Annotated in this window: 22 protein-coding genes; 13 read left to right on the top strand and 9 right to left on the bottom strand. The window is 39.5% G+C overall.

What is annotated here, in order from left to right:
• Positions 1-58: 58 nt before the first annotated feature.
• Positions 59-2,368: a tetratricopeptide repeat protein gene (locus QQJ93_RS03440; RefSeq protein WP_284186028.1), complete on the bottom strand. Its 2,310-nt coding sequence runs from the start codon at positions 2,366-2,368 to the stop codon at positions 59-61.
• A 416-nt stretch (positions 2,369-2,784) separates the two neighbouring features.
• Here QQJ93_RS03440 and QQJ93_RS03435 point away from each other — a divergent pair, with 416 nt between their 5' ends.
• Complete coding sequence (locus QQJ93_RS03435) at positions 2,785-3,573, top strand: formylglycine-generating enzyme family protein (RefSeq protein WP_089124100.1); 789 nt, start codon at positions 2,785-2,787, stop codon at positions 3,571-3,573.
• Here the strand turns inward: QQJ93_RS03435 and QQJ93_RS03430 are convergent.
• The 7 genes from QQJ93_RS03430 to QQJ93_RS03400 all read right to left on the bottom strand — a co-directional run bounded on the left by QQJ93_RS03430 (position 3,570) and on the right by QQJ93_RS03400 (position 11,069).
• Entirely contained in the window at positions 3,570-4,487 is a 918-nt protein-coding gene (locus QQJ93_RS03430) for a LysR family transcriptional regulator (protein WP_089124099.1), read from the bottom strand. The two genes, QQJ93_RS03435 and QQJ93_RS03430, sit on opposite strands and share 4 nt — an antisense overlap.
• A gap of 115 nt (positions 4,488-4,602) precedes the next feature.
• Complete coding sequence (locus QQJ93_RS03425; protein WP_089124098.1) at positions 4,603-5,871, bottom strand: BatD family protein; 1,269 nt, start codon at positions 5,869-5,871, stop codon at positions 4,603-4,605.
• Entirely contained in the window at positions 5,871-7,586 is a 1,716-nt protein-coding gene (locus QQJ93_RS03420; RefSeq protein ID WP_089124097.1) for a VWA domain-containing protein, read from the bottom strand. Before QQJ93_RS03420 ends, QQJ93_RS03425 begins: the two co-directional genes overlap by 1 nt.
• A complete protein-coding gene (locus tag QQJ93_RS03415) occupies positions 7,579-8,640 on the bottom strand; it encodes a VWA domain-containing protein (RefSeq protein ID WP_089124096.1) in 1,062 nt (353 codons plus the stop codon). The genes QQJ93_RS03420 and QQJ93_RS03415 overlap by 8 nt, the downstream gene beginning before the upstream one ends.
• Complete coding sequence (locus QQJ93_RS03410) at positions 8,637-9,131, bottom strand: DUF4381 domain-containing protein (protein ID WP_089124095.1); 495 nt, start codon at positions 9,129-9,131, stop codon at positions 8,637-8,639. Before QQJ93_RS03410 ends, QQJ93_RS03415 begins: the two co-directional genes overlap by 4 nt.
• Entirely contained in the window at positions 9,128-10,072 is a 945-nt protein-coding gene (locus QQJ93_RS03405; RefSeq protein ID WP_170143421.1) for a DUF58 domain-containing protein, read from the bottom strand. The genes QQJ93_RS03410 and QQJ93_RS03405 overlap by 4 nt, the downstream gene beginning before the upstream one ends.
• Before the next feature lie 10 nt (positions 10,073-10,082).
• Positions 10,083-11,069, bottom strand: coding sequence for an AAA family ATPase (locus QQJ93_RS03400; RefSeq protein WP_089124094.1), 987 nt, complete (start codon positions 11,067-11,069; stop codon positions 10,083-10,085).
• Between the two features lie 269 nt (positions 11,070-11,338).
• Here QQJ93_RS03400 and QQJ93_RS03395 point away from each other — a divergent pair, with 269 nt between their 5' ends.
• The 11 genes from QQJ93_RS03395 (at position 11,339) to QQJ93_RS03345 (ending at position 22,946) form a co-directional block, all read left to right on the top strand.
• Positions 11,339-12,886, top strand: a complete 1,548-nt coding sequence (locus QQJ93_RS03395; protein WP_089124093.1) for an arylsulfatase — start codon at positions 11,339-11,341, stop codon at positions 12,884-12,886.
• Positions 12,887-13,256: 370 nt separating this feature from the next.
• Complete coding sequence (locus tag QQJ93_RS03390; RefSeq protein WP_089124092.1) at positions 13,257-14,822, top strand: arylsulfatase; 1,566 nt, start codon at positions 13,257-13,259, stop codon at positions 14,820-14,822.
• 193 nt (positions 14,823-15,015) lie between these two features.
• On the top strand, positions 15,016-16,335 hold the full coding sequence (locus QQJ93_RS03385; RefSeq protein ID WP_089124091.1) for an anaerobic sulfatase maturase: 1,320 nt from the start codon (positions 15,016-15,018) through the stop codon (positions 16,333-16,335).
• 11 nt (positions 16,336-16,346) lie between these two features.
• Positions 16,347-17,363 (top strand): tetratricopeptide repeat protein, encoded by a 1,017-nt coding sequence (locus QQJ93_RS03380; protein ID WP_089124090.1) that lies wholly within the window; start codon positions 16,347-16,349, stop codon positions 17,361-17,363.
• 123 nt (positions 17,364-17,486) lie between these two features.
• Complete coding sequence (locus QQJ93_RS03375; protein WP_089124089.1) at positions 17,487-18,476, top strand: HAD family hydrolase; 990 nt, start codon at positions 17,487-17,489, stop codon at positions 18,474-18,476.
• 147 nt (positions 18,477-18,623) lie between these two features.
• On the top strand, positions 18,624-19,307 hold the full coding sequence (locus QQJ93_RS03370) for a hypothetical protein (RefSeq protein WP_089124088.1): 684 nt from the start codon (positions 18,624-18,626) through the stop codon (positions 19,305-19,307).
• Positions 19,308-19,417: 110 nt separating this feature from the next.
• Positions 19,418-20,335 (top strand): polyprenyl-phosphate transporter, encoded by a 918-nt coding sequence (locus QQJ93_RS03365; RefSeq protein ID WP_089124087.1) that lies wholly within the window; start codon positions 19,418-19,420, stop codon positions 20,333-20,335.
• Positions 20,336-20,498: 163 nt separating this feature from the next.
• Positions 20,499-20,972 (top strand): hypothetical protein, encoded by a 474-nt coding sequence (locus QQJ93_RS03360; protein ID WP_089124086.1) that lies wholly within the window; start codon positions 20,499-20,501, stop codon positions 20,970-20,972.
• The gene (locus tag QQJ93_RS03355) at positions 20,969-21,559 is read left to right on the top strand and encodes an SCO family protein (RefSeq protein ID WP_089124085.1); all 591 of its coding nucleotides are present in this window, start codon (positions 20,969-20,971) and stop codon (positions 21,557-21,559) included. The genes QQJ93_RS03360 and QQJ93_RS03355 overlap by 4 nt, the downstream gene beginning before the upstream one ends.
• Positions 21,556-22,029: a copper chaperone PCu(A)C gene (locus QQJ93_RS03350; protein WP_089124084.1), complete on the top strand. Its 474-nt coding sequence runs from the start codon at positions 21,556-21,558 to the stop codon at positions 22,027-22,029. Before QQJ93_RS03355 ends, QQJ93_RS03350 begins: the two co-directional genes overlap by 4 nt.
• Before the next feature lie 29 nt (positions 22,030-22,058).
• A complete protein-coding gene (locus tag QQJ93_RS03345) occupies positions 22,059-22,946 on the top strand; it encodes a DMT family transporter (RefSeq protein ID WP_284186027.1) in 888 nt (295 codons plus the stop codon).
• A 64-nt stretch (positions 22,947-23,010) separates the two neighbouring features.
• Here the strand turns inward: QQJ93_RS03345 and QQJ93_RS03340 are convergent, their stop codons facing one another.
• Complete coding sequence (locus tag QQJ93_RS03340) at positions 23,011-23,247, bottom strand: RNA recognition motif domain-containing protein (RefSeq protein ID WP_089124082.1); 237 nt, start codon at positions 23,245-23,247, stop codon at positions 23,011-23,013.
• A gap of 199 nt (positions 23,248-23,446) precedes the next feature.
• On the opposite strand from QQJ93_RS03340, the gene QQJ93_RS03335 reads away from it, so the two are divergent.
• The gene (locus QQJ93_RS03335; RefSeq protein ID WP_089124081.1) at positions 23,447-24,025 is read left to right on the top strand and encodes a DJ-1/PfpI family protein; all 579 of its coding nucleotides are present in this window, start codon (positions 23,447-23,449) and stop codon (positions 24,023-24,025) included.
• The last annotated feature ends 29 nt before the right edge of the window (positions 24,026-24,054 follow it).

The following is a 24,054-nucleotide window of genomic DNA, read 5'->3' as shown; positions in this document are numbered from 1 at the left end:
CCACTAAAGCGAGCAACCTGACAGTATTAGGCTGCTCGTTAATTTATCCTAACGCTCCTTACTGTGCACTTTCTAATTGGTGAACAAATTGAGCTACTTGAGGGTTATTTGGTACTAAGCGTTGTAGCTCTTTTGCATATTTCAATGCAGATGCATTATCTTTAAGCTCAATAAAAGACTGAGCAAGCGCATAAGCTAACTCAGGGTTTGCCATAGAGACATTATAAGCTTTCTCTAATGCCCTGACCGCTTCTCTTGGCTGCCCTTGGTCTTTAAGTAGTAATGAATAAGTGTATTGATAATGCTCATTATTTTCAGACAATTGCGCAGCTTTTTCTAATTCGATTAAAGCTAAAGATTTCTGCTGCATACGCACATAACTCATCGCCTTTGCATAATATAGTGACGGATTGTTGGGAGAAATTACGATACCTTGTTCTAATACTTTTTGTGCTAGTACTTCTTGTTTTTTTAATCGGTATACATCAGCTAAATTAACATAAGCAGGCACAAAAATTGGTTCAACATCAATGGCCTTTTTAAAGTTTTTCTCAGCCTCATCAAGACGATTCAAATTCAGCGCCAAATTACCAAGTGCGACATAAGAAAAGCCTCTATCTGACTGATATTCCTGGATCGCTTTATACTCTTCTAATACTTGCTCTAACAGCTTGCGTTCTTTTTGAGTTAAGCTAGCTGATGCCGATAAATTAGGAATAATCGGTGCTAACATCAATGAAGCTTGAGTTCTGACAGAAAGGTTAGAACTTGATAATAGTGGACTTAACAACTCCCATCGCTGAGCAATAGGAAAGTTTTGCGCGGCTTCAATTGCCCCTAGTTGTTTCAATGGCTCATTTTCTTTTACCGCACGTATAATCGCAATTTTGGCATTGCCATCAGGTAAATTAGACATTCTTGACAATGCGGATGCTCGAATAATATCAGGGTATTGCTTATCTTGAGCTATTTTCGATAATTCTGTGCTCGCTGATAAGTGACCATGATCGGCCTGAACAAATACCTGAGCATAATGGTCTTGTTCAAGGTGAGAACTATTCGGGTACCAAGATTTTAATTTTGTTAAGCTCCAACTAGCATCTTTATCTTGATGACAAGCATTACAAGCATTTGGGCTACCTGTAGAAAGTGTAAGGTCAGGCCTTGGTATTTTAAAACTATGATCTCGGCGAGGATCAACCTGCATGTAAGTAGTCGCCGGCATATGGCAGTCTACACACTGATTACCTTGTTTAAATTTAGCATGTCTATGATGCTGATTTGTATCATATTCGGTTGCTGTATGGCACTGGGTGCAAGTTTGATTACCGGGTAGTTTCAACTTCCCTGAATGCGGATTATGGCAGTTAGTACACGTCACCCCTTTTTCATGCATTTTGCTTTGCATAAACGAGCCCCATACATACACTTCATCTGAAATTTGCCCATCAGGATAATACAAATTAGATGTTATTAACGCTGGCATAAACGCGTCAACGATATCTTGTGGCGAGTGTCTATCTTTCAATTGTGAACGGCGGGCATGGCAGGTGGCACAGGTTTCAACTTGCATACTCGGCTGCAAAGCTTGAATGGGCACCATTTCACCTTGCTCATTTTTATGAAATAACGGTGTCTTAGCTTTAATGCTAACCTCATAGCCTTTATTCTTTATGGACTGATCACCTTGTGCCCATTTTAAATGTTGCTTTTCATCACCATGACAAGCATTACAACTCACATTGGAAGCAGTAAATTCTGGTTGATAGGAATGAGTTTGTGGATCATAGTTCTTCTTATAATCTGTAACGTGGCAATCGGCGCACATTTGATTCCAATTTTGACCGTTCTGTGTCCAATGGAAAGTATCATTTGGCGTTTGTTCAGGGTGTAATACAAACCAACGTTGACCGCCTTTTTCTTTGCTTCGTGAATCCCATGCAAAAGGGATAAACTGCCAGCGACCATTACCTGCATCAAAAATATATTGCTGCAATGGCTGAAAACCAAAAGTATAAGTAATATTTAAATGCTGCTTTTTTCCAGCCTCATCAATAAAATCTACCCATAATTTATCTTGATTATCTGTCGAGAATGTTGCCTTGCCATTTAGGTAATCAATTGTTGAACCATCGAATTGCCCTAAACTACTTACACTATTTGCAGGTTCCATCGCGTGAAAATGATCAGATTGTTGCCAGTCTTGCACCTGTTGTTGATGACAACTAACGCATTGTTGTTCCGGCGTTGTTGCATAAGCGGCGCCAAAATATAAACAGGTTAATACTGTAACCAACCTCAAAAACTGCATGTCATCCCTCACTTGCTCACTATGACATCTAGGTAGTGTCGTTATCACTCTACCCATCTGATGAATTCCCCCATAGGTTACTTGGGTATAAAAGATATAACCATTGTTTATTTTACCTTGTTGTATTCTATACCCAAGTAACTTCAAGGTGCGAGTTTCAGCAAGAATAAAACAAGCTTTAAGCAAGACAAATTGAATATGATCATAGTTATTCTATCTCTGTTCAATTTAACGCAACATAAAGCTTATTTTAACTTGCCCTTCGGGAGCTTCATCCAAACCTTTATGCCGCGTCAGATTGGTTTGAAAGGTGTTTACATTCCTTCGCCAATCTTTCTTGCCTAAAGGTTTGGATGATAGCTCTGAATTCTGCACCTTGAAGTCACTTGGGTATAAGTTTGAAAACTAAGTTTTTGCTCTAACCGGAAGCTTTCCCTAAACATAAAATTTATTCGAGATAATTGGTGCCCCATATGACACGATATTATACAAAGCAGCATAAACTTGCCTTAGGACTTGGGATTGTGACTCTCTTGAGTGCGTGCAGCCAACAAACCACCAGCCCGATTGCTCAAAAAATTGATCAAGATATGGTTTTTGTGAAAGGTGGAACATTCACAATGGGATCGAATTCCTCCGAAGCTCCGGAAAGCGATAAACCTGCACATAATGTTAAATTAGATAGCTTTTACATCTCGAAATTTGAAGTTACACAAGCACTTTTTGAATCAGTAATGGGGAGCTCATTAAGCTACTTTCCAAACCCCAATGTTCCAGTTAACAATATTAGCTGGCAACAAGCGAATTATTTTGTTAAACAACTCAATGAATTAACTGGTGAAGACTATCGACTACCCACAGAAGCCGAGTGGGAATACGCAGCAAAAGGTGGGCAAAAAAGTCAAAACTTTACTTATTCAGGTTCAAATAACATTGATGATGTGGCTTGGTACTCAAAAAACTCAAATAATCAAGCTCACCCAGTTGGCTTAAAAAAACCAAATGAACTCGGACTGTATGATATGACGGGCAATGTGGGAGAATTTGTTATTGATGCATTTGATAGTAACTATTACCCAAACAGCCCCACCAATAACCCTAATAATGCCGAAGATACTGATATTGGGTTAGCTCACAAATCAGTGAGAGGTGCGAGCTTTTCATACAATGCTGATGAGTCTCAAAATTATCGACGAGATTTCGCGAGCCAATCTGTACTCATGTCCGATATGGGACTACGTTTAGTTAAAGATGCGGATTAATTCCATCCGCTTTCTTTGCTCATACCTACGGTAGCTTGCAACTGCTGACGTAGCCATTTATGCGCGCTATCGTAGGTTCGGCTAGGGTGCCAAATTGCACAAAAATCAAAATGCTTATGTGCAAATGGCAGTGGTGCAGTTTTTACTTTGAATAAAGTTTGAAAATACTCCACTGTCGACTTAGGCAAAATGCCAATATTATCGCTGCTTTCAATAATCGCAAGCATCTCTACCGCACTCGGCATTCTATGCGTTATTTTTCGTGTCTCTAAATTATCGATATGTTCATTACTCAGTAAGCTTCCTCTCACTTGCCAACGAGAAAGTGCAATATGCTCCTCTTTAAAGAAAGCCTCTTCGCTAATTTGTTCTTGCAATCTAGAGTGATTCATAGAGTAAACAACGCACGCTTCTTCTTTCACCAACAGTTCATGCTTCAATACCGAGCTCGAATGAGGCTCAATATCAATAATTAAGTCATATCTTTGCAACCTCAGATCAGTTTCATAATCTTGAGTGAATAAAGGGTGAACTTCTAAATTAATATTAGGGGCTATTTCCCGAATGTGAGCCAATAGAGTTGTAATCCAATTGAAGCCCACCACTGAAATGCAAGCAATAGAAAACGTTTTATTCGATGCTTTGGGATTAAAATTTCGAGAAGACGTTAATGTACTATTAAAGTTAACTAATGCAGCTTCAAATGCAGGGTATATATCCATTGCAAATGACGTAGGCTCCATACCATTGTTTGAACGGTTAAATAGAGGGTCATCATAAACTTCTCGCAAACGCTTTAATGACTTACTTACCGCTGGCTGGCTGATAGAAAGCCGCTTAGCAGCTTTTGATAAACTCTGCTCTTCGTATATAGCCACAAAAATTGGTATAAGATTCAGCTCTGTTGTTTTCATAATCAGCTTCTATAGTTCAGATAATGTTTATACCCAAGTAACTTGGGTATATTATTGTACTTGAAGCATCTCAGCATAAAAGAATTTACTTAATATCTAAAATATAAATTTAAAACTATTTTATTTTTTCAACCACATTGCTTAAATCTAGAGGGCGAAGCCAAGAGCGATTTTTATACCAATGGCGCTTCTTAGTAATTTTTCGCCAAAACTGCATCCACACGGAAGCAGAATGCTCCTTAACAATAGCCTCGCCTACATCACTAAAATGTAGCTCTTGAGAAAAGCTCTGCTTAGAAGTGGCTTGTCTCCATTTAATATAAAGTAATAAACGTATTTGACCGGTATCTTTATCCCAAATAGAACGACAAAAGCGGACGATTAAAGGAGCGTCATGTTTCTTTAAGTAGCGTTTGAAGCCCAAAACAACCAATACTAATAATAAAGCACTCCCTAACAGAGTAACCATAATTGGCCAATACGCTTTTATAAATGACATCGGTGTATGAGATACCTTAAACGACTTACCTGATAATTTGATCGTTTCAACAGTACCCTTATTTGTATTCCACCACTTCACCGTCAAAGGCGGAAAGGCAACCTCTCCTCCATCTTGAACAATATAAACCACTCGGTCTTGCCTTTTCGAGACGTATTGGCCTCGGTTACTTGTATCCGTTAATTGAGCAGGATCGGCATAAGCTTGATATTGTTCAGAAACCTTTGCCTGCAATGTCTGAGGAAGCAAAATTGATAAAGAATCGTTGGCTTCGATATTAATCGTTCGAGTTATCGCATCCCCCACCTTTAAATCCGGTTTTGTTGTCTCCCAACTTTGAGTGATTTTTGCATCACTTGCGGCAAACCATTGATCTTTCGCCGTCAACTCACCATTTGGTAGATGCGCTTTGAATGACAATTTATCCGTCCACACTGTTCCCTGTATTTTTTTTGCGTCATCACCTGCAATATGTACTGTCACAGGTAACGGAGGTATAGTAAAAGTCCCTGAGCTTTGAGGATATAAAGTTACTTCCCAACGCTGATGAGCCCAAGACTGCCCTTTTTCAGTGGTACTGTAGTTGGTGGCAAATAACTTCCTTTGTTTCGCCACTAAGTTTGGTATATCAATCTTCCCAATTGTCGTTGATCCTAAAAACCAACGAGGTGTACTAATGTCAATGTTTAAAACGACTTGTTCTGTCGTCGCAAAAATTTTATCAGAGTCATCTTTTTCATCACCAATCCAAGTCTTTACATTGACAACATGCCCATCAATTTTATCTACGGACGTATCTTCATCCTGTGCGTAAGCCATTTTCATACTGATGATGACAAAAAGCAGTCCAACAATAGCAAGCATACGAGATAAGTTCATATTCATTATTGCACCTTATTCTTTTCGTCTGTTTCGGCATTATTAGAGCCATTGTCTAGCACTACAGGGCCTTGCTGTAGTTGAAGCATAAACTTACGACTCAAAAAAACCTTAGGATCCGCTTCCACTTTTTTAAGCCATTTGTCAGCAAGTTCGCTGCTACCTAAAATTTGCTCAGCGGTTAATTCCTCTTTCACTGTCTGAAGTTGCGACGCCTCTTCTTTTGCTCCGTCACCAGTTTGAGGCTCATCACCTAACTCTCGACTACTACCTGGCCCATCTGGTGTACCGACCTGACTTTTACTCATTCGGTTCACGTCATCCACAATCCCTTGTATCACATTCAGGTTATGCTCTATATTGCGCCGTAATTCTTCTGATATTCCCTCTTTTTTAGACAATTGAATCAATAGATTTTTAGCCGCGATATATTCACGCTGTCTCGCTAACGCACTGGCCGCATAATAAAGCCCTAAATCGGAATCATCTTCAATAAATTCAGTCTGCGCTAACTTATATTCCATTGCATAATAGTAAGCGATGCCTTTTCTCATTGGATCGTCAAAATGCTTAGCCGCTTCAAGGTAATTTAATTGGTTAAATAACCTTTGACCTTGTTGATCCGGTGTGAGCCATAAATCCATCCAACCTTGAGAAAATTTGTCCCAGATAGTTAACTCGACCGATGGTTTATCTTCATCTGCTTTAAGCGATACTGATGCATGAGCATGTTGTGGTGTGATGCCTGAAAATAATACCGCTACTAAACACCACTGAACTAACCAACCTTTGCGGAACCAAAATAACAGCAAAACAGCAAGCAATATGATCAAAGGGTGACTCATGTCTTTCCATGGCATATCTGATTCACCGTTAATTTGCATATTACGTTCAATCGCATTATTTAAGGTTTGTAGATCGGAGTTATCGACACTAATAGTGATGAGTTTGCCATTCGTTTTATCTACAAGTTCATTCAACGATTTCATATCAATGGGATTATTGGTTTTTACGTCAGGGTTTCCTGCTGCCAAAACCAATAATTGATAGGGTTTATCTTTGAAAAATTGTTGATAAGAATCAATGGCTTTTGGAGTCACTCCATCAGTCACCAGTAATACTGTCCCACCTAAGGTGCCATCTAATAGCTGGTCGATAACAGGTAATGCTTTATCTGCAAACTTCCCTGCTTCAGGCATAATTTCAGGACTAATTGCCGCTAGAAATGGAGCAAAAACATCATTATCTTGTGTTAATGGCATGGCGGTGTGTGCACTACCAGCATAAACGGCTAAGCCTGTTTTTCCTCCTGCGCGCAAATCCAATAAATCTCGAATCTTCTGCTTCGAACGTTCTAAACGGCTCGGAGGTAAATCTTTTTCTAACATAGATTGTGAGTTATCTAATACCACAACCATTGAGGCTTTATCTTCTCCAAAAGGTGATGCTTCTTTTTGCCAGGTTGGACCTGCGCAGACAATCAACCCTATAGCAATACTCAATGAAAGTAATTTCAAAGGTAAATGCTTTCTCCACCCTTTTTCACCTATCGTAAGTGCATCCTGCAAATGCTTAGGCAAAATATTAGAAAACTCAGCTTTTGCTTCATAATGCCACCGTAAAAAGATAATGATAAAAAATGGAATGAAACCCATTAACCACCATGGGCGAATAAAATGAAACTGACTAATGATTTGTTGCCATAAAAGAGAATCAAACATAGCCTCCCTCCTTATTATCTGAGGATAACTGTTTGGAAAGCTTGTGGCTTGAGCGAATTCTCTTTATCGTCATTAATGTAAAAGCGAGTAGATATAAGCACACCACTACCATCACAAAGTAATGCTGTAGAGAAACTTTAGGGCGATACGTCGTACTTTCATATAGCTTAGGTTCAAGTTTATTGATGTCATCATAGGCTTGTTGAAGTGCTACACTATCTTTGGCTTCGAAAGACTGACCACCGGTATCCTTTGCGATACGATCAATGACGTCCATATCTAACGCTTGTTCACCGACCGTATTAGGATCCCCCATAGCAATAACATGAATTCTTACCCCTTTTGCGGCAGCCACTTTTGCGGCATCTTCTGGCTCAACAAAACTTGCAGTATCATTACCATCGGTTAAAACAATCACCACCTTCTGCCTTTCTGGATTATTATTCGGTTGCTTGTCGTCACTTTCGAAGCTCTTAATTGACAAGCCTATTGCATCCCCTAATGCAGTACTTTCTCCGGCCATAGCCACTTGTGTCTGATCCAATAATGTCAACCACGCTTGATGATCGGCAGTAAAAGGCGTTTGAATAAAAGCGGAATCACCGAATAAAATCAAACCAAGTCGGTCACCGTCTCGATGTTTTACAAAGTCCCTTAAAACCGATTTTGCAGCTTCAAGACGATTCACATTTTGGCCTTCTTTATTCTTAAAATCTTGCTCAGACATAGAGCCTGATAAATCAACCGCAACCATGACATCGCGACCAAGGCTTTCTCTCACTTGCGGTTTACCCAACATTTTCGGTTGCGTAAGAGCGATCACAATACAAAGCCAAGATACGCAAAGTATAAGACGCTGCCACCAGCTCGACTTTAATTGAGTCGCCCCTTCCGATGGATCTTCTCCAAGAGATTTTATCAATAAGTTAAAAAAAGGAACTTTTATAGCAGTACGCTTCGTTCGATAGGCAGGGACTAACCAATAAACTAATAAAGGCAAAGGTAATAGCCATAACCACTCAGGAGTAGAAAGCTCAAATGATGAAAACATCATTGAATCTCCTTATTTTGATGGAGTTCCAACCAATTTAAGCAAAATAGCTTTAACTTCTCTTTGTCAGAGTTAACTAAACACGCTTTTTGTGAAGTTAAAGATGACACCCAAGATTGACCTAAAATAGGCTCCAACGTTAAAGGTTGCTTAACGGGAAACTCATTTACAACCTTAATAAAATCATCACCATATAATGCTTGATGCTTTTCATTAAGATGTCCTAATACACGCTTTATTATCACAAAAAGTTTGTATTCGAATTTCGGGTCGTCTAACGATAAACTCTCGGCCACTTTAATCGCTTCTAATCGATAACGATTTTGCCACCATCGGCGAGTATATTGATAAAGGCAATAAACCAAAATAATCAGTGCAACAACACCAACAATCTTCCATCCTAATGTCTGTGGGAACCAACTAACATGATCCGGTAAACCCACCTCATTTAAGTCACGAAGAATATAAGAACCAGGGGGAGCAGGCTGTGTCATATCACACCTCCCATTGCACGCTTAAACTGCTTTATGTGTTCTCCACTCGTATCGAGCTCAATTAATGGCATCTTATTCATTGCCATAATCTTAATTAATTGCTCTCGTTTTAAATTACTCTGAGCTTGCAATGTTTTATTGGCTTCTAAAACTTTATTACTTGTATCTAGGCTTAATTGGTAATGACCATCACCGATTACCCAGTTTTTTTTGGATACGGTTTGAGGGAGCGACTCTTCCATTGGATCAGAAATTAGAACACTTAACACATCATTATGTCGTTGCAAGTGCTGTATATGCTTGATGTCTTGCTCGGTGGTATCATGCCAGTCACTAATAATTACGATGGTGGTGGCTTTCAATTTGAGTTGAGCAATACGTTTGATCCAATCGGAAAATTGCACTTGTGGAACATCAACTGATTCGACAGATAAGGCTTGGTTATATCGAGCTAATAAACGTAATTCTCGTAGCAAATCATTCTGCGAACGCTGGCTTTTTTGATGGACAATATAATTCGGCGTAGCGATATTAAACCCCACACGATCATTATCTTTAAGCACTCGCCAACCCGATAAGCTAGCTATTTCTGCCGCAACAACCGACTTCATGACCTCTGTTGATGAGAAAAACATCCCACTGCGTTGATCAACTGCAAGCAACACGTTTCGATCTTTCTCTTCAGTGTACATGCGCACATGTGGTTTTCCGGTTCGGACTGTCACTTTCCAATCAAGATTTCGAATATCATCACCAAGTTGATAATGTCGAAGCTCTTCAAAATTTAATCCTCGCCCACGGAAACGAGAACTATGGCGTCCAGACATCACAGTTGCCGCTTGCATTTTCGGCAAGAAACTAAACGCATGAACCTGACTCTGTAACTTAACCAATCCGGCAAAGTCACAATAAACTCTAGGGTCAAGAACCTCAGTTGCCATAACGCCTCACTTAGCCAATCGCGACAGTATCTAATAACTCATTAATCACGGCTTGATGCGATACTCCATCAGCTAAGGCTTCGTAAGACAAAACAAAACGATGCCCTAGAACCATAGGGACAACTGCACGAATATCGTCAGGGATAACATGATCTCGGCCAGCCAACCACGCTTGGGCACGAGCACATTTATCTAAAGCTATTGAGGCGCGAGGACTAGAACCGACTTGAATCCAACTTGCTAAAGGAGATTTAGGGTACGTATCCGGATGACGGGTCGCCATAACAAGATTAACAATATAATCTTCAGCCATATCGGAAACTTCAATATTGGCAATTTGCTTTCTGGCTTCAAAAATATTATTCAAGTCAAACTCAAAACTAACATTACTGGAATCGTTATTCTCGGCCATACCTTGTTCTTCTGAGCGAACTAAACGGACTATATCTTTTTCCGCTGACGCTTCTGGATAATCCACATCCACTTTTAATAAAAACCGATCCATTTGTGCTTCAGGAAGTGGATAAGTTCCTTCTTGTTCAATCGGGTTTTGAGTCGCCAACACCATAAATAAGTCAGGAAGTTGGTGCGTTTTATCACCAATCGTGACAGTCCCTTCCGCCATCGCTTCCAACAAGGCTGCTTGCACTTTAGCCGGAGCGCGGTTAATTTCATCGGCTAACACAATGTTGCTAAAGATAGGGCCTGATTGAAAATGTAATTGATGTTTACCATCAACTTCTTGATACAACTCTGTACCTGTAACGTCTGATGGCAGTAAATCTGGAGTAAATTGAATTCGACTAAATTCGGTTTGAAGCGCACTCGCTAACGCTTTAACAGAACGCGTTTTGGCTGTACCTGGCAGCCCTTCTAACAAAATGTGCCCTCCTGTTAATAAACCGAGTACCAACGAGTTAACCACATGAGCTTGGCCAACAACGGAGCATCCTACTTGCTCTTTTAATTCTTGAATGGATTGAAGTGCAGTTGTCATAAATCCCTCATATTGGTGTTGTATAAGTAACAAACAGAAGCTTAAGCTTATGTGAAATATTCACTTTTCACATACCCTATACGCAAATTTGATTACTAATGGTTATAATCATTATTCTTTCACTACTATGAAAGTAAAAAGTGAGGTTATCAGCAAATAATACATAAAAAACAATGATAAACTTACAATATATATCTATAGTTTATTCGTATAGTATTGTTTTTGAAATATGAGCATCTTGCTCATATGGATATTGCTCAGGAGGGGCTATGCATCCGATTTTAAAAAAAACGGTCACGTTAGCAGGGGCGATTGCTTCATTTAATGCTTTCGCTGCCACAGAAAAGCCAAATGTATTGGTAATTATGGGCGATGATATTGGTCAAACCAACATCTCAGCTTATACAATGGGATTAGTTGGTTATAAAACACCAAATATTGATCAAATTGCCAATGATGGTACGATTTTTACTGACTATTACGCAGAACAAAGTTGTACCGCTGGTCGCTCGACATTTATTACAGGTCAAACAACGCTTCGTACCGGACTAGCTAAAGTCGGTTTACCTGGTGCTGATGTAGGTTTGCAAGAACGAGATGTCACCATCGCACAACTTTTAAAACCACTTGGTTATGCAACAGGCCAATTTGGTAAAAACCACTTAGGCGATCGTGACGAATTTTTACCGACAAACCATGGGTTTGACGAATTTTTCGGTAACCTATATCACCTAAATGCGGAAGAAGAGCCTGAGCAACGCAACTATCCGCAAGATCCTGAATTTAGAAAGAAATATGGTCCTCGTGGTGTTATTCACTCTTATGCTGATGGTAAGGTTGAAGATACCGGTCCTCTAACTCGTAAACGAATGGAAACCATTGATGAAGAAACTGTTTCTGCTGCAATGGATTTTATGGAAAAACAAGTTAAAGCGGATAAACCTTTCTTTGTTTGGTGGAATGCTACTCGTATGCACTTCCGAACTCATGTGAAGGATGAACACCGTGATAAACCTGGACTAAACTCTCGTACCGAATATGCAGATGGTATGATTGAGCATGATGGTCAAGTCGGTCAGATACTGAAAAAACTCGATGACCTCGGTGTGGCAGACAATACAATTGTTCTTTACACCACAGACAACGGCCCACATAAAAACACGTGGCCAGATGCCGCTCTTAGCCCATTCCGTAGTGAAAAAGTAACTAACTGGGAAGGTGCTTACCGTGTTCCAGCCATGATCCGCTGGCCTGGTCATATCCAACCAGGAACGGTTGCGAATGGTATTGTCAGTGGCTTAGATTGGTTGCCAACGATTCTTGCTGCAGCAGGTGAGGCAAACGTCAAAGAAGAGCTACTTAAAGGCAAAAAAGTTGCCGATAAAACGTTCAAAGTACACCTTGATGGTTATAACCAACTACCTTACTTAACAGGAAAAGAAAAAGAGTCACCTCGTAAAGAATTCTTTTACTTTAACGACGATGGTCAGCTTGTTGCATTACGCTACGAGAGCTGGAAAATCGTATTCATGGAACAACGTACACCTGGCACACTACAAGTATGGGCTGATCCGTTTACCCCACTACGTACACCGAAGCTATTTAACTTACGTTCAGATCCATATGAGCAAGCAGATATCACCTCTAATACCTATTGGGATTGGGTGCTAGATCATGTTTATCTATATGTTCCTGCACAGGCTTATGTTGCGAAATTCTTACAAACATTTGAAGAATTCCCACCAAGCCAAACTCCAGCTTCATTTAACCTAGACTCGGTTATGAAAAAACTTCAAGAAGCACCGACAACAAAATAATGTTATTTGAATAAAACCAAAAACCAACCATTGAAAATATTAATGGTTGGTTTTTCTTTCTTATTCTTGGAAATTACCGTTTTATCTAATCGTAAAATTTAGTGATTGATCACAAAACCACTTAAAACTTCTCAAGCTAGATGAGCCTTTTATCTAAGTGCTTATCCTTATTGAACTACCAATTTCAAGCCTGATAAATCATTCAAGCCTTTATCAAGCTCAAATATCGACCTCTTTTTATCATCAATAGCTTATCTAAATAACCTCTGGTTATATTTAGTATAAAGCGACAAACCCATGCCCTCTCCATAAAGTAAGCTTTGATACGAAGTTTTTCTATCTAAATTCAATGATATTAATGGAGTCAAAAATGGCACATAAGTTAAGTAAACTAGCAGTAGGTGTGGGGTTACTTGCAAGCTCTACTGCCGCTATGGCCGCGGATAAACCAAATATTCTAGCAATATTTGGTGATGATATAGGTTATTGGAATATTAGTGCATACAACCAAGGCATGATGGGTTATAAAACCCCTAACATTGACCGTATCGCTAATGAAGGTGCGTTATTTACTGATCATTACGGTCAACAATCATGTACGGCTGGTCGTGCTGCGTTTATTACTGGTGAAGAACCTTTCCGTGTTGGTTTATTAACTATCGGTATGCCAGGTTCTAAACAAGGTATTGCTGATTGGACTCCAACCATTGCAGATCTACTAAAAGAACAAGGTTACATGACCGGCCAATTTGGTAAAAACCACCTAGGTGACCAAGATAATCACTTGCCGACAAATCATGGTTTTGATGAGTTCTTTGGTAACTTATATCACTTAAATGCAGAGGAAGAGCCGGAAAGTTACTACTATCCAAAAGATCCTGAGTTCCGTAAAAATTACGGCCCTCGTGGTGTCATCCATTCTTATGCTGACGGTAAAATTGAAGATACTGGCCCAATGACTCGTAAACGCATGGAGCATGCCGATGAAGAGTTCCTTGAGGGTACTATAAACTTTATGGAAAAAGCGGTTAAAGCAGACAAACCATTTTTCATTTGGCATAACTCAACACGCATGCACGTATGGACTCGTCTACAAGAAAAATATCGCGGAGTTACCGGAGTCAGTATTTATGCTGATGGTATGATTGAAGCGGATGACCAAGTTGGTATTTTACTTGATAAACTTGATGAACTAGGCATTGCAGATAACACCATCGTCATCTATACCACAGATAACGGTGCCGAAACCGTTACTTGGCCTGATGGTGGTAACACACCATTCTACGGTGAAAAAGGCACAACTTGGGAAGGTGGTACTCGTGTACCTCAACTTGTTCGTTGGCCTGGTGTGTTAAAACCTGGAACACAAATCAATGATATGATGGCTCACCAGGATTGGCTACCAACCTTATTGGCAGCAGCTGGCGTACCTGATGTAAAAGAGAAACTTGCGAAAGGTTACAAAGCTAATGGTAAAGATTTCCGTGTTCATATCGATGGATACAACTTCTTACCTTACTTCAAAGGTGAAACTGATAAAGCACCACGTGATTCACTATTGTACTTTAGTGCAAATGGTGAGCTAAACGCCATCCGTTGGGAAGATTGGAAACTAAACTTCGCAACAATGGAAGGTGATATCACAAACGCTGTTCGCTTTACTCCAAACTGGCCTCAGATCATTAACCTACGTGCTGACCCATTTGAAAGAGCACCACACGAATCAGGCATGTACACTAAGTGGGCAGCTAAAAACATGTGGTTATTCGTACCAGCACAGAAGATTGTGGGGGATTTTGTAAAAACATTAGATCAGTATCCACATCAGACAGGCATGACAATGAACCCAGGTTCAATTAGTTCTAACTCTCTAAACTTAAATAAAAAATTACAAGATTTAGATAAGCTAAAAGCAGAAGTAGAATCTAAAAAATAAGTCATAACTTTGTTACTAAAAACCGAGTTTAAGTATCCCCTCTTACTTAACTCGGTTTTTTATATCCCTAAGTAACTTCAAGGTATTGAATTCACTTGGAGATATAGCTAACAGTTATAGCCTGTATAACAAGTTATTATTATCAATATTCAGTATGATGATAACAATATTCACGTGAATTAAGGTCTTTATAATGCATATTACACAAGGTCCACAATTTAATGGCAAAGCCTCTAAGCGCATGCATGTTATGGCAAAACCCATTGGCGCAGTTTGTAATATAGACTGTGATTATTGTTATTACCTTAGTAAACAAGACTTACTTGAGTATAAAAAAGGTTGTTCTCCAGAAATGTCTGAAGATGATCTTGAGACTTACATTCGTCAGTATATTGAAGGACAAAATACACCTGAGATTATTTTTTCTTGGCAAGGCGGTGAGCCAACAATGCTCGGCGTGAATTATTTTAAAAAAGTTGTAGAGCTACAAAATAAGTACCGCCCAGAAGGAATACACATATCAAATGATTTGCAAACCAATGGCACTCTACTAAATGATACTTGGTGTGAATTTTTAGCAGAAAATGATTTTTTAGTTGGATTAAGCATCGACGGCCCTGAGTTATTGCATAATGCTTACCGTACCAACCGTGCAGGTAAAGGCACCTTTAAACAAGTAATGAAGGCTGTCGAACTATTACATAAGCATAAGGTAAAATTTGCTACTCTGACCTGTGTGAATAACCTAACTAGCCAAAATGCCCTTGAAGTTTATCGCTTCTTACGAGATGAAGTGAAATCACCACAAATGCAATTCATCCCAATAGTTGAGCAAAAAACATTCCGTTCAACGGCGCCACAAACAAGTGAAAATGCGCAACCTCGACAAGGGGATAAACGATTAATTCCAGGTAATAAAAACTCCATAATGGAACCTTGGTGTGTTTCCGATCATGCATGGGGGAATTTTTTAATCACAGTATTCGATGAATGGATTAATAATGATATTGGCAAAGTCTTTGTTCAATACTTTGAAGCTTGTGTAGAAACTTGGATGGGTCGTAAAAATCCATTATGTACCCTAGGTGAGATCTGCGGTAAAGGTCTTGCAATGGAACCTAATGGTGATGTTTTTGCCTGCGACCATTATGTTTACCCTGAATATAAAATCGGAAATATTCATGATCAAACGATTGAAAAAATGGCTTATAGCGTAAAACAACAAGAGTTTGGTTTTGCTAAGTCTCAAATGTTAACTCAACAGTGTCAACGTTGTGACTACCGGTTTGCTTGCCATGGTGAGTGCCCTAAAAATCGATTTATTAGCACCCATGATGGTGAGCCAGGTTTAAACTATCTATGCGCCGGTTGGCATAAATTTTTCTCTCATATCGATCGTTCATTGTCATACATATTAAGACACCTAGGACATCCTGTAGCACATGGAAAGTTCAGTGATGCAGCACTACATTCACAAATAGCACAACGTGCGGCTGTTCAAACCAAATACTAATAGGATTTTCCATGAAAAAAGCATTACTTATTTTAACGTCTCTATTCTTGGTCTGCCCTGTATCAGCTGCGCCGAATAATGCAGTAGAGCAATCAACGCCAGTCGAACAGCAGCAGACTCCAACAGCCCAAGAGCGAATTCAACAACTTGCTTATACTGCTCAAAATATCAAAGCTTCCAGTGAGGAGCGTGCCGACGCACTACGCCAGCTATCTCGCTTTCCAAATCAAAATTCATTGGTTGCGGTCGCTCGAGCACTAAAAGATAAAGATCCTATCGTGCGTGAAGCTGCTATTGTAGGAGCCGAGCCATATAAAGCAGAGCACCGCTGGTCAATGATATCGCCTTTATTAAAAGATAAAGTGGAAAAGGTTCGTATTACCGCAGCCATGAATTTAGTGCGTGATTTCAGTAATATGGATAAAGCTCAGCAAGCACAATTAGAGCCTGTCGTCAGTGAATTAAAAGCTCATTTAAAAGCACGCTCAGATCAAGATTCTCAACTTTTACTCGCTGATACTTATCGTTGGCATCAAGAATGGCAGAAAGCAGACGAATTATATCGCTCATTATTAGAAGACGATTTGCATAATCCTCAAATTTGGTTGAGTTTAGCCGATAATGAACGAGGTCAAGAGCACAATCAAAAAGCTATTGAAATTTTAGATAAAGCTTTAAAAACGCTTCCTAATAATGCTGATTTACACTATTCAAAGTCATTGGCATTAGTGCGCTTAGGCCAAAAAGAACAAGCATCAAAAGAGATAAAATCGGCAGCTACCTTAGCTAAAGACAATAGTTATTACTGGTATCTTAATGGTGTGTTACAAGAAGAGTTTGATGTAACCGCTTCGACAGCATCTTTTGAAAAAGCCTACTTAATTTCAGGCGCTCCGGAACAGTTGTATGCCGTATGTGATATCTATGCGCGTTACGGTAACCCGAAAGCTCAGCAATGTATTGATGAATTAAGTCAATATGCACCAGAATACGTCATCAAGGAATTAACCAGTAAAATAAAACAATAATTTCTTCGCCTTGCTTATGTAACTTTAGGGTTTATAGTTAAGGCATATGGCATTTATCGCTCATTTAGGTCTGCTGCTTTAGATAAGTACGCAGACCTCTAAAATCAAAGTTAAGGACGCTTTATGAAACGAATATCTTCCTTTTTTCTCCCTTTAGTCATGCTCGCATTTTCTCATTTTTCTCTTGCAAACACGGCCCTAGATCCCCTTCCTTCTTGGAACAACACTGATATAAAAAAGCAGATTGTTGAATATGTTTCCACCGTCACTCAAGAAGGAAATGAGCATTTTATTCCAGTTTCAGACCGTATCGCTACTTTCGATAACGATGGAACTTTATGGGGTGAAAAGCCGGTTTACTTCCAAATTTATTTTGCGATTGACCAAATTAAGGCACAAGCTAAAAATCACCCAGAATGGAAGACGGAAGAACCTTTTGCCTCTGCTATTAAAGGCGATATAGAAGGCATCAGTAAATCCGGTATGGAAGGAATCGCAAAGTTAATCTTAACTTCACACTCAGGTATGACAACACAAGAGTTTGAAGCAACGGTCAAAGAATGGATCAAGACAGCCCGCCACCCGGTAACTAAACGCCCATTCAACAAAATGATCTACCAACCAATGGTAGAGCTTTTGTCTTACCTACAAGATAATAACTTTAAAACTTACATTGTTTCAGCTGGTGGCGTTGAATTTATGCGAGCATGGGCGCCTGAAGCATATAATATTCCTAAAGAGCAGATTTTTGGTTCGTCACTAAAAACAGAATATAAGATTGTTGATGGCAAGCCCGTGATCATGCGTCTACCTGAAATTGGTGTGAATAATGATAAAGCCCAGAAGCCATCAACTATTCAAACTTATATCGGTAAAAAACCTGTAATTGCAGGCGGTAACTCAGATGGTGATTTAGAAATGTTACAATGGACTAAGTCATCCTCTCACCCAACCCTAGCCATTTTAGTACACCACACAGATGACAAACGTGAATGGGCATACGATAAAGATTCATCTGTTGGTCACCTTGAAAAAGCCATGATTCTTGCAGAAAAAGATAAATGGAACGTGGTAGATATGAAGAAAGATTGGAACCAGATCTTCCCTAAATAACCAACAAAGTAAATAACTCAATATTTGGCCACCTTTATACCCAAGGTGGCCGTTTTTTATATGTACTTTGAAACATAAAGACGCTGACCAATACAACACTTTGCTATACACTCTGGCTGAGTATTTGTTTGCAAGGAAGCAAGCCTGATGTTTACAGAATGGGAACCAAATCGAATTTGGTACATTGATAAGCCTTATCGTAAGTTTGGTTTAACGCACATACAACGCATGGTGATCATAAAATTAGACAATGATGAACTCATGCTTATCTCGCCAATTGAATTAACCACCCAATGCCAACTCGCCTTGTCCAAACTAGGTGCGGTAAAATACGTTGTGTCCTCAACACCAAGTTACCACCAGCACTTATCTGATTGGTGGCTTGCCTATTCAAAAGCCTACTTTTTTGCTACTCACTCATTGATTGAGAAAAGAACCGATCTCAACTTTGATGGTGTGCTATCAAAACAAACTCCACCACAATGGCAAGGACAACTCTTTCAAACCGCAATTGGCAATGATGATACACCCAATAAAATGTTGTTTTGTGATCCGGTTAGTCGCACCCTTTTTATCAGTGACAACCTTGTCGCAATACAGCCTCACTTACCAATAGGACAAAAATTAGCATCATTGATTCAAGGTGGAAAACACCAACTTCGCCTGCCTTATCAAGAACGCCGTAAATTCAAAAATAAAGCAATGTTGCGCGTATCGATTCAAGAAGTAATGACTTGGCCATTTGATCGCTTAGTCACCTCCAATGGACTAATGATCGAAAAAGAAGCAAAAGAAGCCTTTTACCAAGCGTTTTGGTGGGCATTTCAGTGAATAAGTGTAAATTCAATTAACTAGAACTTTTCATTTTAAGTAAACCATGCCAACCTACGCGCTAAATTAGGCTATGGGCACATGGTCACTTATTTTGATGGTGTTGATATATGAATTATCTTTGGACTTATCTTAAAGGCATTGCAATGGGTGCGGCCGATGTTGTACCTGGTGTATCTGGTGGCACAATTGCCTTTATTACTGGTATTTATGACACGCTTCTAGGTAGCATTCGTAAAGTGAACCCAAGCTTATTTAGCTTGTGGAAACGTGAAGGCTTTAAAGCGGTATTGACGCATATTAACGCTGGTTTTCTTATTGCATTATTCGGCGGTATTTTAACCAGTATTTTAACTCTAGCGAAGCTAATCTCCTGGCTACTCGTTACCCACCCAATTCCGTTGTGGTCATTTTTCTTCGGTTTGATTTTGATCTCTGTGATTCATATTCTTAAACAAGTTGAAGACCGCCGTTTACACCATGTTATCTTCCTATTGATTGGGGTTGCGTTCGCTTACACCATTACGGTACTGCAACCTTTAGATTTACAACCAACCACTCTGAATTTAATCCTCGCCGGTGCAATCGCAATTTGTGCGATGATCCTTCCGGGGATATCGGGCAGCTTTATACTGTTATTACTTGGAATTTACCCAACAATCTTGACCGCAGTGAAAGAACTTAATATTGGTATTCTAGGGTTATTCTCCATTGGTGCGGTCGTTGGCTTGCTGAGCTTTTCTCACTTGCTTTCATGGCTATTAAACAAACATCGTTCAGCAACGTTGATTTTTTTAACGGGTTTAATGGTTGGAACACTGCCAAAAATCTGGCCTTGGAAGGAAACGATCAGCTGGCGTATTAATTCTCACGGTGAACAAGTGCCTTTAGTAGAGCACAACTTATTACCTCAGCAGTTTGAACAAATTGTTGGTCAGCCATCACAATTTATATTAGCAATTGCTTGTATGCTCGGTGGAATCGCGATTGTTTGGTTGTTAGAAAAAGCCGCTAACAAGAAAGATTAGAACCTGCTACTACAATATTTATTTCAGTCCAAATCGAACATCGCTATCGATTTGGGCTTTTTCAGCGATGAATGTTATTCACTTCAAGAAAGTCACGTTAAGGCCTGTACCTGTTTACTCTCTGTGATAGCATCTTTCAACGCTTTCGTTATGAATACAAATTATGACTCACTTGTTCTCTTTATTTCCTAAAAATCGTACAACATTGATTTGGTTGTTATTAATACCTATTGCTTTACTAGCGGGCTTTTATGCCCCCAATATCATGCATATTATCAACTCAACTAAACAAGTAAACTTACCTCTTGAACCTTCTCAATATTGCGCATTATCAACTCAACAATGTGAGCAAAAAGGCGTTGAGATAACATTAGATACCGACGTCGCTAAGCCTTTAGAAACCACTCATATTAATGTGAATTGGCAAGAGGCTCAGAGTGATAAACTAATACTGACGCTACGAGGGCTGGAAATGGATCTAGGGGTGGTGAAGTTTCCTATATTAAAACAACAAAATGGTCAGTATCAGGGCACAATTGTATTACCCATTTGTACTTATGAGAAGATGACTTGGATAGGCACATTGACTGACCAACAAGGTAATAAAATTTACACCTCAATCAGGATGGAAAAATGAAAAAATCATGGATTTTAATACTGGTATTCGCTTTTGCACTAGGTGTAACGCTAAACTTGTTTTTACAAAAGGACAGCACTCAGACCGAAGCAACAGCTTCAATCACTCTTGAAACCGATGGGGCTGATAACGTAGATATTTTTTCTGCTGATGATCCTCGCATTCGTATTATCTACTTTGGTTTTACACGTTGCCCGGATGTTTGCCCAACTTCGCTTGCGATGCTTGCCGCCGCTTTAAAGCAAATTGAGCCTCAATACTTAGAAGACATTCGCCCAATGTTTATTACGCTTGACCCCGAACGTGATTCTGGTACTGACGCTCAAAAATACGCACACTATTTTCACCCTAGCATTGAAGGTTACTCAGGTTCATTACAAGATATCAGCACTCTTGCTCACCAATATGGGGTTATTTTTCAAAAAACGGAGTTAGCCGATTCTGCACTGACCTATACTATTGATCACAGCTCGTATTTTTATTTTGTAAAGCCTGACGGTTCATTACTCAAGAAAGTCCCTCATACCTTAAATCCTCAACCTCTTATTCTCGCGATTCAACAAATTGAAAAGGAAGACGCGCAATGAAAAAAAACGCTTTAATATTATCTAGCCTACTCATCAGTGGCTATGCATTAGCTCATGATGGATTAGCCTATGATGAGCCTTACGCACGTGCAACACCACCAAATGCGGTAAATAGTGCCGTATTTATGACCGTCGAAAACCACATGAAAGTTGAAAGAGCATTAGTTTCTGCCTCAACAGATGTAGCAGAAAAAACGGAGTTACACACGGTTGAGAAAGATGGTGATCTAATGAAAATGCGTCAAGTGGATCGCATTGTATTGCCAGCAGAAAGTGAAGTTATCTTAAAGCCGGGTAGTTATCACATTATGTTATTAGGTGTGAAGCAACCACTAGTTGAAGGCGAAACTATTTCGGTCAATTTATCTTATGCCAATGGTGAAACTGAAACGCTAGATGTACCAGTTAAAAAAGTCATGGCTGGCATGAAGCCAATGAATAAAGAAGCAAGTGAACACGCGCATCACTAATTATCATGACTAATCAGAGGCACAAAATAGTGAACACCAGATCACAAAGTTTATCTCAATACCCAGTTATTACTCTAACGTTTACTCTATGTGCCTTAATCGCTTTTGCTGCTAATTCAGTACTCGCACGCCTTGCGTTAATCGATAGCAATATCGACCCTCTCAGCTTTACTAGCCTACGGTTATTATCAGGTGCGATCATGTTAGCCGTTTTACTCATGATCACGTCTATATCAAAAAATAAAGCCGTAAAGCTCCCGTCACTTAAAGGCAGTACCATATCGGCAATATTTCTGTTTATCTATGCACTTTGCTTTTCGATTGCTTACCTTTCTATTAGCACTGGGACTGGCGCATTAATATTATTCGGTGCTGTACAAATCACCATGATCATTTACCAATTATTTAAAGGTAGTAAGCTTAAATTGGTCGAATGGATTGGGATATTTTTAGCATTTAGCGGGTTTGTTTACTTAGTGCTACCAAGTTTATCAACACCATCATTTAGTGGATTTTTATTGATGGCAATTTCAGGGGTCGCTTGGGCAGGCTATACCATTAGAGGTAAAGGTAGCCACGACCCTTTAAGTGATACCACAGGAAACTTTATTCGTAGCCTACCGCTCTGTTTACTGGTGGTTTGTTATATTCTAGCGACTCAGCACACCTTGACCAACACAGGGATAGCACTTGCCATTATTTCGGGTGCAATCACTTCTGGGGTGGGATATGCAATTTGGTATATTGCGCTGAAGGGGTTATCTGCTACTCAGGCTGGTGTTGTTCAACTACTAGTACCCGTCATTGCTGCATTAGGAGGCATGATTTTAGTACAAGAACCGATTACAATGTCTTTTGTCTTGGCATCAATAATGATTTTATCAGGCATATTGCTCATAACCCTACAAAAGAAGTAAGACGACAATATGATAAATGCTCGTAATAACGGAGACTACGAGCATAAAGAAGTAACGTTACCGACTAGCTCGCCACTTTTACTTTGATTTTACTGTTATCAATTTCTTTGCCATTTAGCGCAAATCTCGCAGTTTTAGCTTGGTCTAAATCGGGCATGTACACAAAACCAAAGCCTTTCGATTGACCGGTTTCTTGGTCTAAAACAAGGGTACATTCACCCACTTCACCAAATTCTTCAAATAATTTACGCATTTCAATTTCTGTAGTTTGGCGAGCAAGATTGCGGACTAAAAGCTTCATAGCATTTCTCTTTAATGTTGTGTACTGAATTTGATTTTGTATACCAAAAAAACTGATATATCTGTCTCTAATAATGACACATAAAACAAGGTAGGTATGTTTTAATCTTCCTATTCGAGACAATTCATTGTAAAAGGAAGTGAAAGGTAAACTAATATACCCCAGTGACCTCTGGGTATATTCATTCAAGGAATGATAAATGAACATTGGTATCTATATTTATGATAATGCTGAAGTACTGGATTTTTCCGGGCCTTATGAAGTATTTACGACTGCGAATCGCGTATGTAGCCCCTCTCCATTTAATGCTTTTTTGATTGCAGAAAATTTGCAGCCGGTAAAAGCTCGCTCTGGATTTAACGTTCTACCGCATTATGATATTTCAAACCATCCCAAATTAGATACCTTAATCGTAGTAGGTGGTGATCACACTCAAGAGATCAATAATGAATTAGCTATTGATTGGATTTCTAAGCAAGGTCAAACTGTTCCTTTAATCACTTCAGTATGCACTGGTGCCTTTTTACTGGCTAAAGCTGGCATTCTACAAACTCATAAAGCAACTACGCACTGGGAAGATATTGCAGACTTACGCCAACAATTTCCTCTCCTAGAGGTATTGGAAAATGTTCGTTGGGTACAAGATGGTAACCGAATTAGCTCTGGTGGGATCTCTGCGGGTATTGATATGAGCTTATTTATTGTCAGCGAGTTAACTAGTATTGAAACTGCTGAAGCTACAGCCAAGCAGATGGAATTTCGCTGGCAACGCAATTAACTCTATCCTAGTAGTCATTGTTATAAGCG

The organism is Vibrio algivorus, assembly GCF_030161215.1.
GTDB lineage: Bacteria > Pseudomonadota > Gammaproteobacteria > Enterobacterales > Vibrionaceae > Vibrio > Vibrio algivorus.
This window is presented reverse-complemented; position numbering and strand designations above follow the sequence as displayed.

What these genes read in the sequence shown, in the direction of transcription:
- QQJ93_RS03440 (WP_284186028.1), bottom strand. Translation starts at nt 2,368, where the DNA reads ATGGGTAGAGTGATAACGACACTACCTAGATGTCATAGTGAGCAAGTG.
- QQJ93_RS03435 (WP_089124100.1), top strand. Translation starts at nt 2,785, where the DNA reads ATGACACGATATTATACAAAGCAGCATAAACTTGCCTTAGGACTTGGG.
- QQJ93_RS03430 (WP_089124099.1), bottom strand. Translation starts at nt 4,487, where the DNA reads ATGAAAACAACAGAGCTGAATCTTATACCAATTTTTGTGGCTATATAC.
- QQJ93_RS03425 (WP_089124098.1), bottom strand. Translation starts at nt 5,871, where the DNA reads ATGAATATGAACTTATCTCGTATGCTTGCTATTGTTGGACTGCTTTTT.
- QQJ93_RS03420 (WP_089124097.1), bottom strand. Translation starts at nt 7,586, where the DNA reads ATGTTTGATTCTCTTTTATGGCAACAAATCATTAGTCAGTTTCATTTT.
- QQJ93_RS03415 (WP_089124096.1), bottom strand. Translation starts at nt 8,640, where the DNA reads ATGATGTTTTCATCATTTGAGCTTTCTACTCCTGAGTGGTTATGGCTA.
- QQJ93_RS03410 (WP_089124095.1), bottom strand. Translation starts at nt 9,131, where the DNA reads ATGACACAGCCTGCTCCCCCTGGTTCTTATATTCTTCGTGACTTAAAT.
- QQJ93_RS03405 (WP_170143421.1), bottom strand. Translation starts at nt 10,072, where the DNA reads ATGGCAACTGAGGTTCTTGACCCTAGAGTTTATTGTGACTTTGCCGGA.
- QQJ93_RS03400 (WP_089124094.1), bottom strand. Translation starts at nt 11,069, where the DNA reads ATGACAACTGCACTTCAATCCATTCAAGAATTAAAAGAGCAAGTAGGA.
- QQJ93_RS03395 (WP_089124093.1), top strand. Translation starts at nt 11,339, where the DNA reads ATGCATCCGATTTTAAAAAAAACGGTCACGTTAGCAGGGGCGATTGCT.
- QQJ93_RS03390 (WP_089124092.1), top strand. Translation starts at nt 13,257, where the DNA reads ATGGCACATAAGTTAAGTAAACTAGCAGTAGGTGTGGGGTTACTTGCA.
- QQJ93_RS03385 (WP_089124091.1), top strand. Translation starts at nt 15,016, where the DNA reads ATGCATATTACACAAGGTCCACAATTTAATGGCAAAGCCTCTAAGCGC.
- QQJ93_RS03380 (WP_089124090.1), top strand. Translation starts at nt 16,347, where the DNA reads ATGAAAAAAGCATTACTTATTTTAACGTCTCTATTCTTGGTCTGCCCT.
- QQJ93_RS03375 (WP_089124089.1), top strand. Translation starts at nt 17,487, where the DNA reads ATGAAACGAATATCTTCCTTTTTTCTCCCTTTAGTCATGCTCGCATTT.
- QQJ93_RS03370 (WP_089124088.1), top strand. Translation starts at nt 18,624, where the DNA reads ATGTTTACAGAATGGGAACCAAATCGAATTTGGTACATTGATAAGCCT.
- QQJ93_RS03365 (WP_089124087.1), top strand. Translation starts at nt 19,418, where the DNA reads ATGAATTATCTTTGGACTTATCTTAAAGGCATTGCAATGGGTGCGGCC.
- QQJ93_RS03360 (WP_089124086.1), top strand. Translation starts at nt 20,499, where the DNA reads ATGACTCACTTGTTCTCTTTATTTCCTAAAAATCGTACAACATTGATT.
- QQJ93_RS03355 (WP_089124085.1), top strand. Translation starts at nt 20,969, where the DNA reads ATGAAAAAATCATGGATTTTAATACTGGTATTCGCTTTTGCACTAGGT.
- QQJ93_RS03350 (WP_089124084.1), top strand. Translation starts at nt 21,556, where the DNA reads ATGAAAAAAAACGCTTTAATATTATCTAGCCTACTCATCAGTGGCTAT.
- QQJ93_RS03340 (WP_089124082.1), bottom strand. Translation starts at nt 23,247, where the DNA reads ATGAAGCTTTTAGTCCGCAATCTTGCTCGCCAAACTACAGAAATTGAA.
- QQJ93_RS03335 (WP_089124081.1), top strand. Translation starts at nt 23,447, where the DNA reads ATGAACATTGGTATCTATATTTATGATAATGCTGAAGTACTGGATTTT.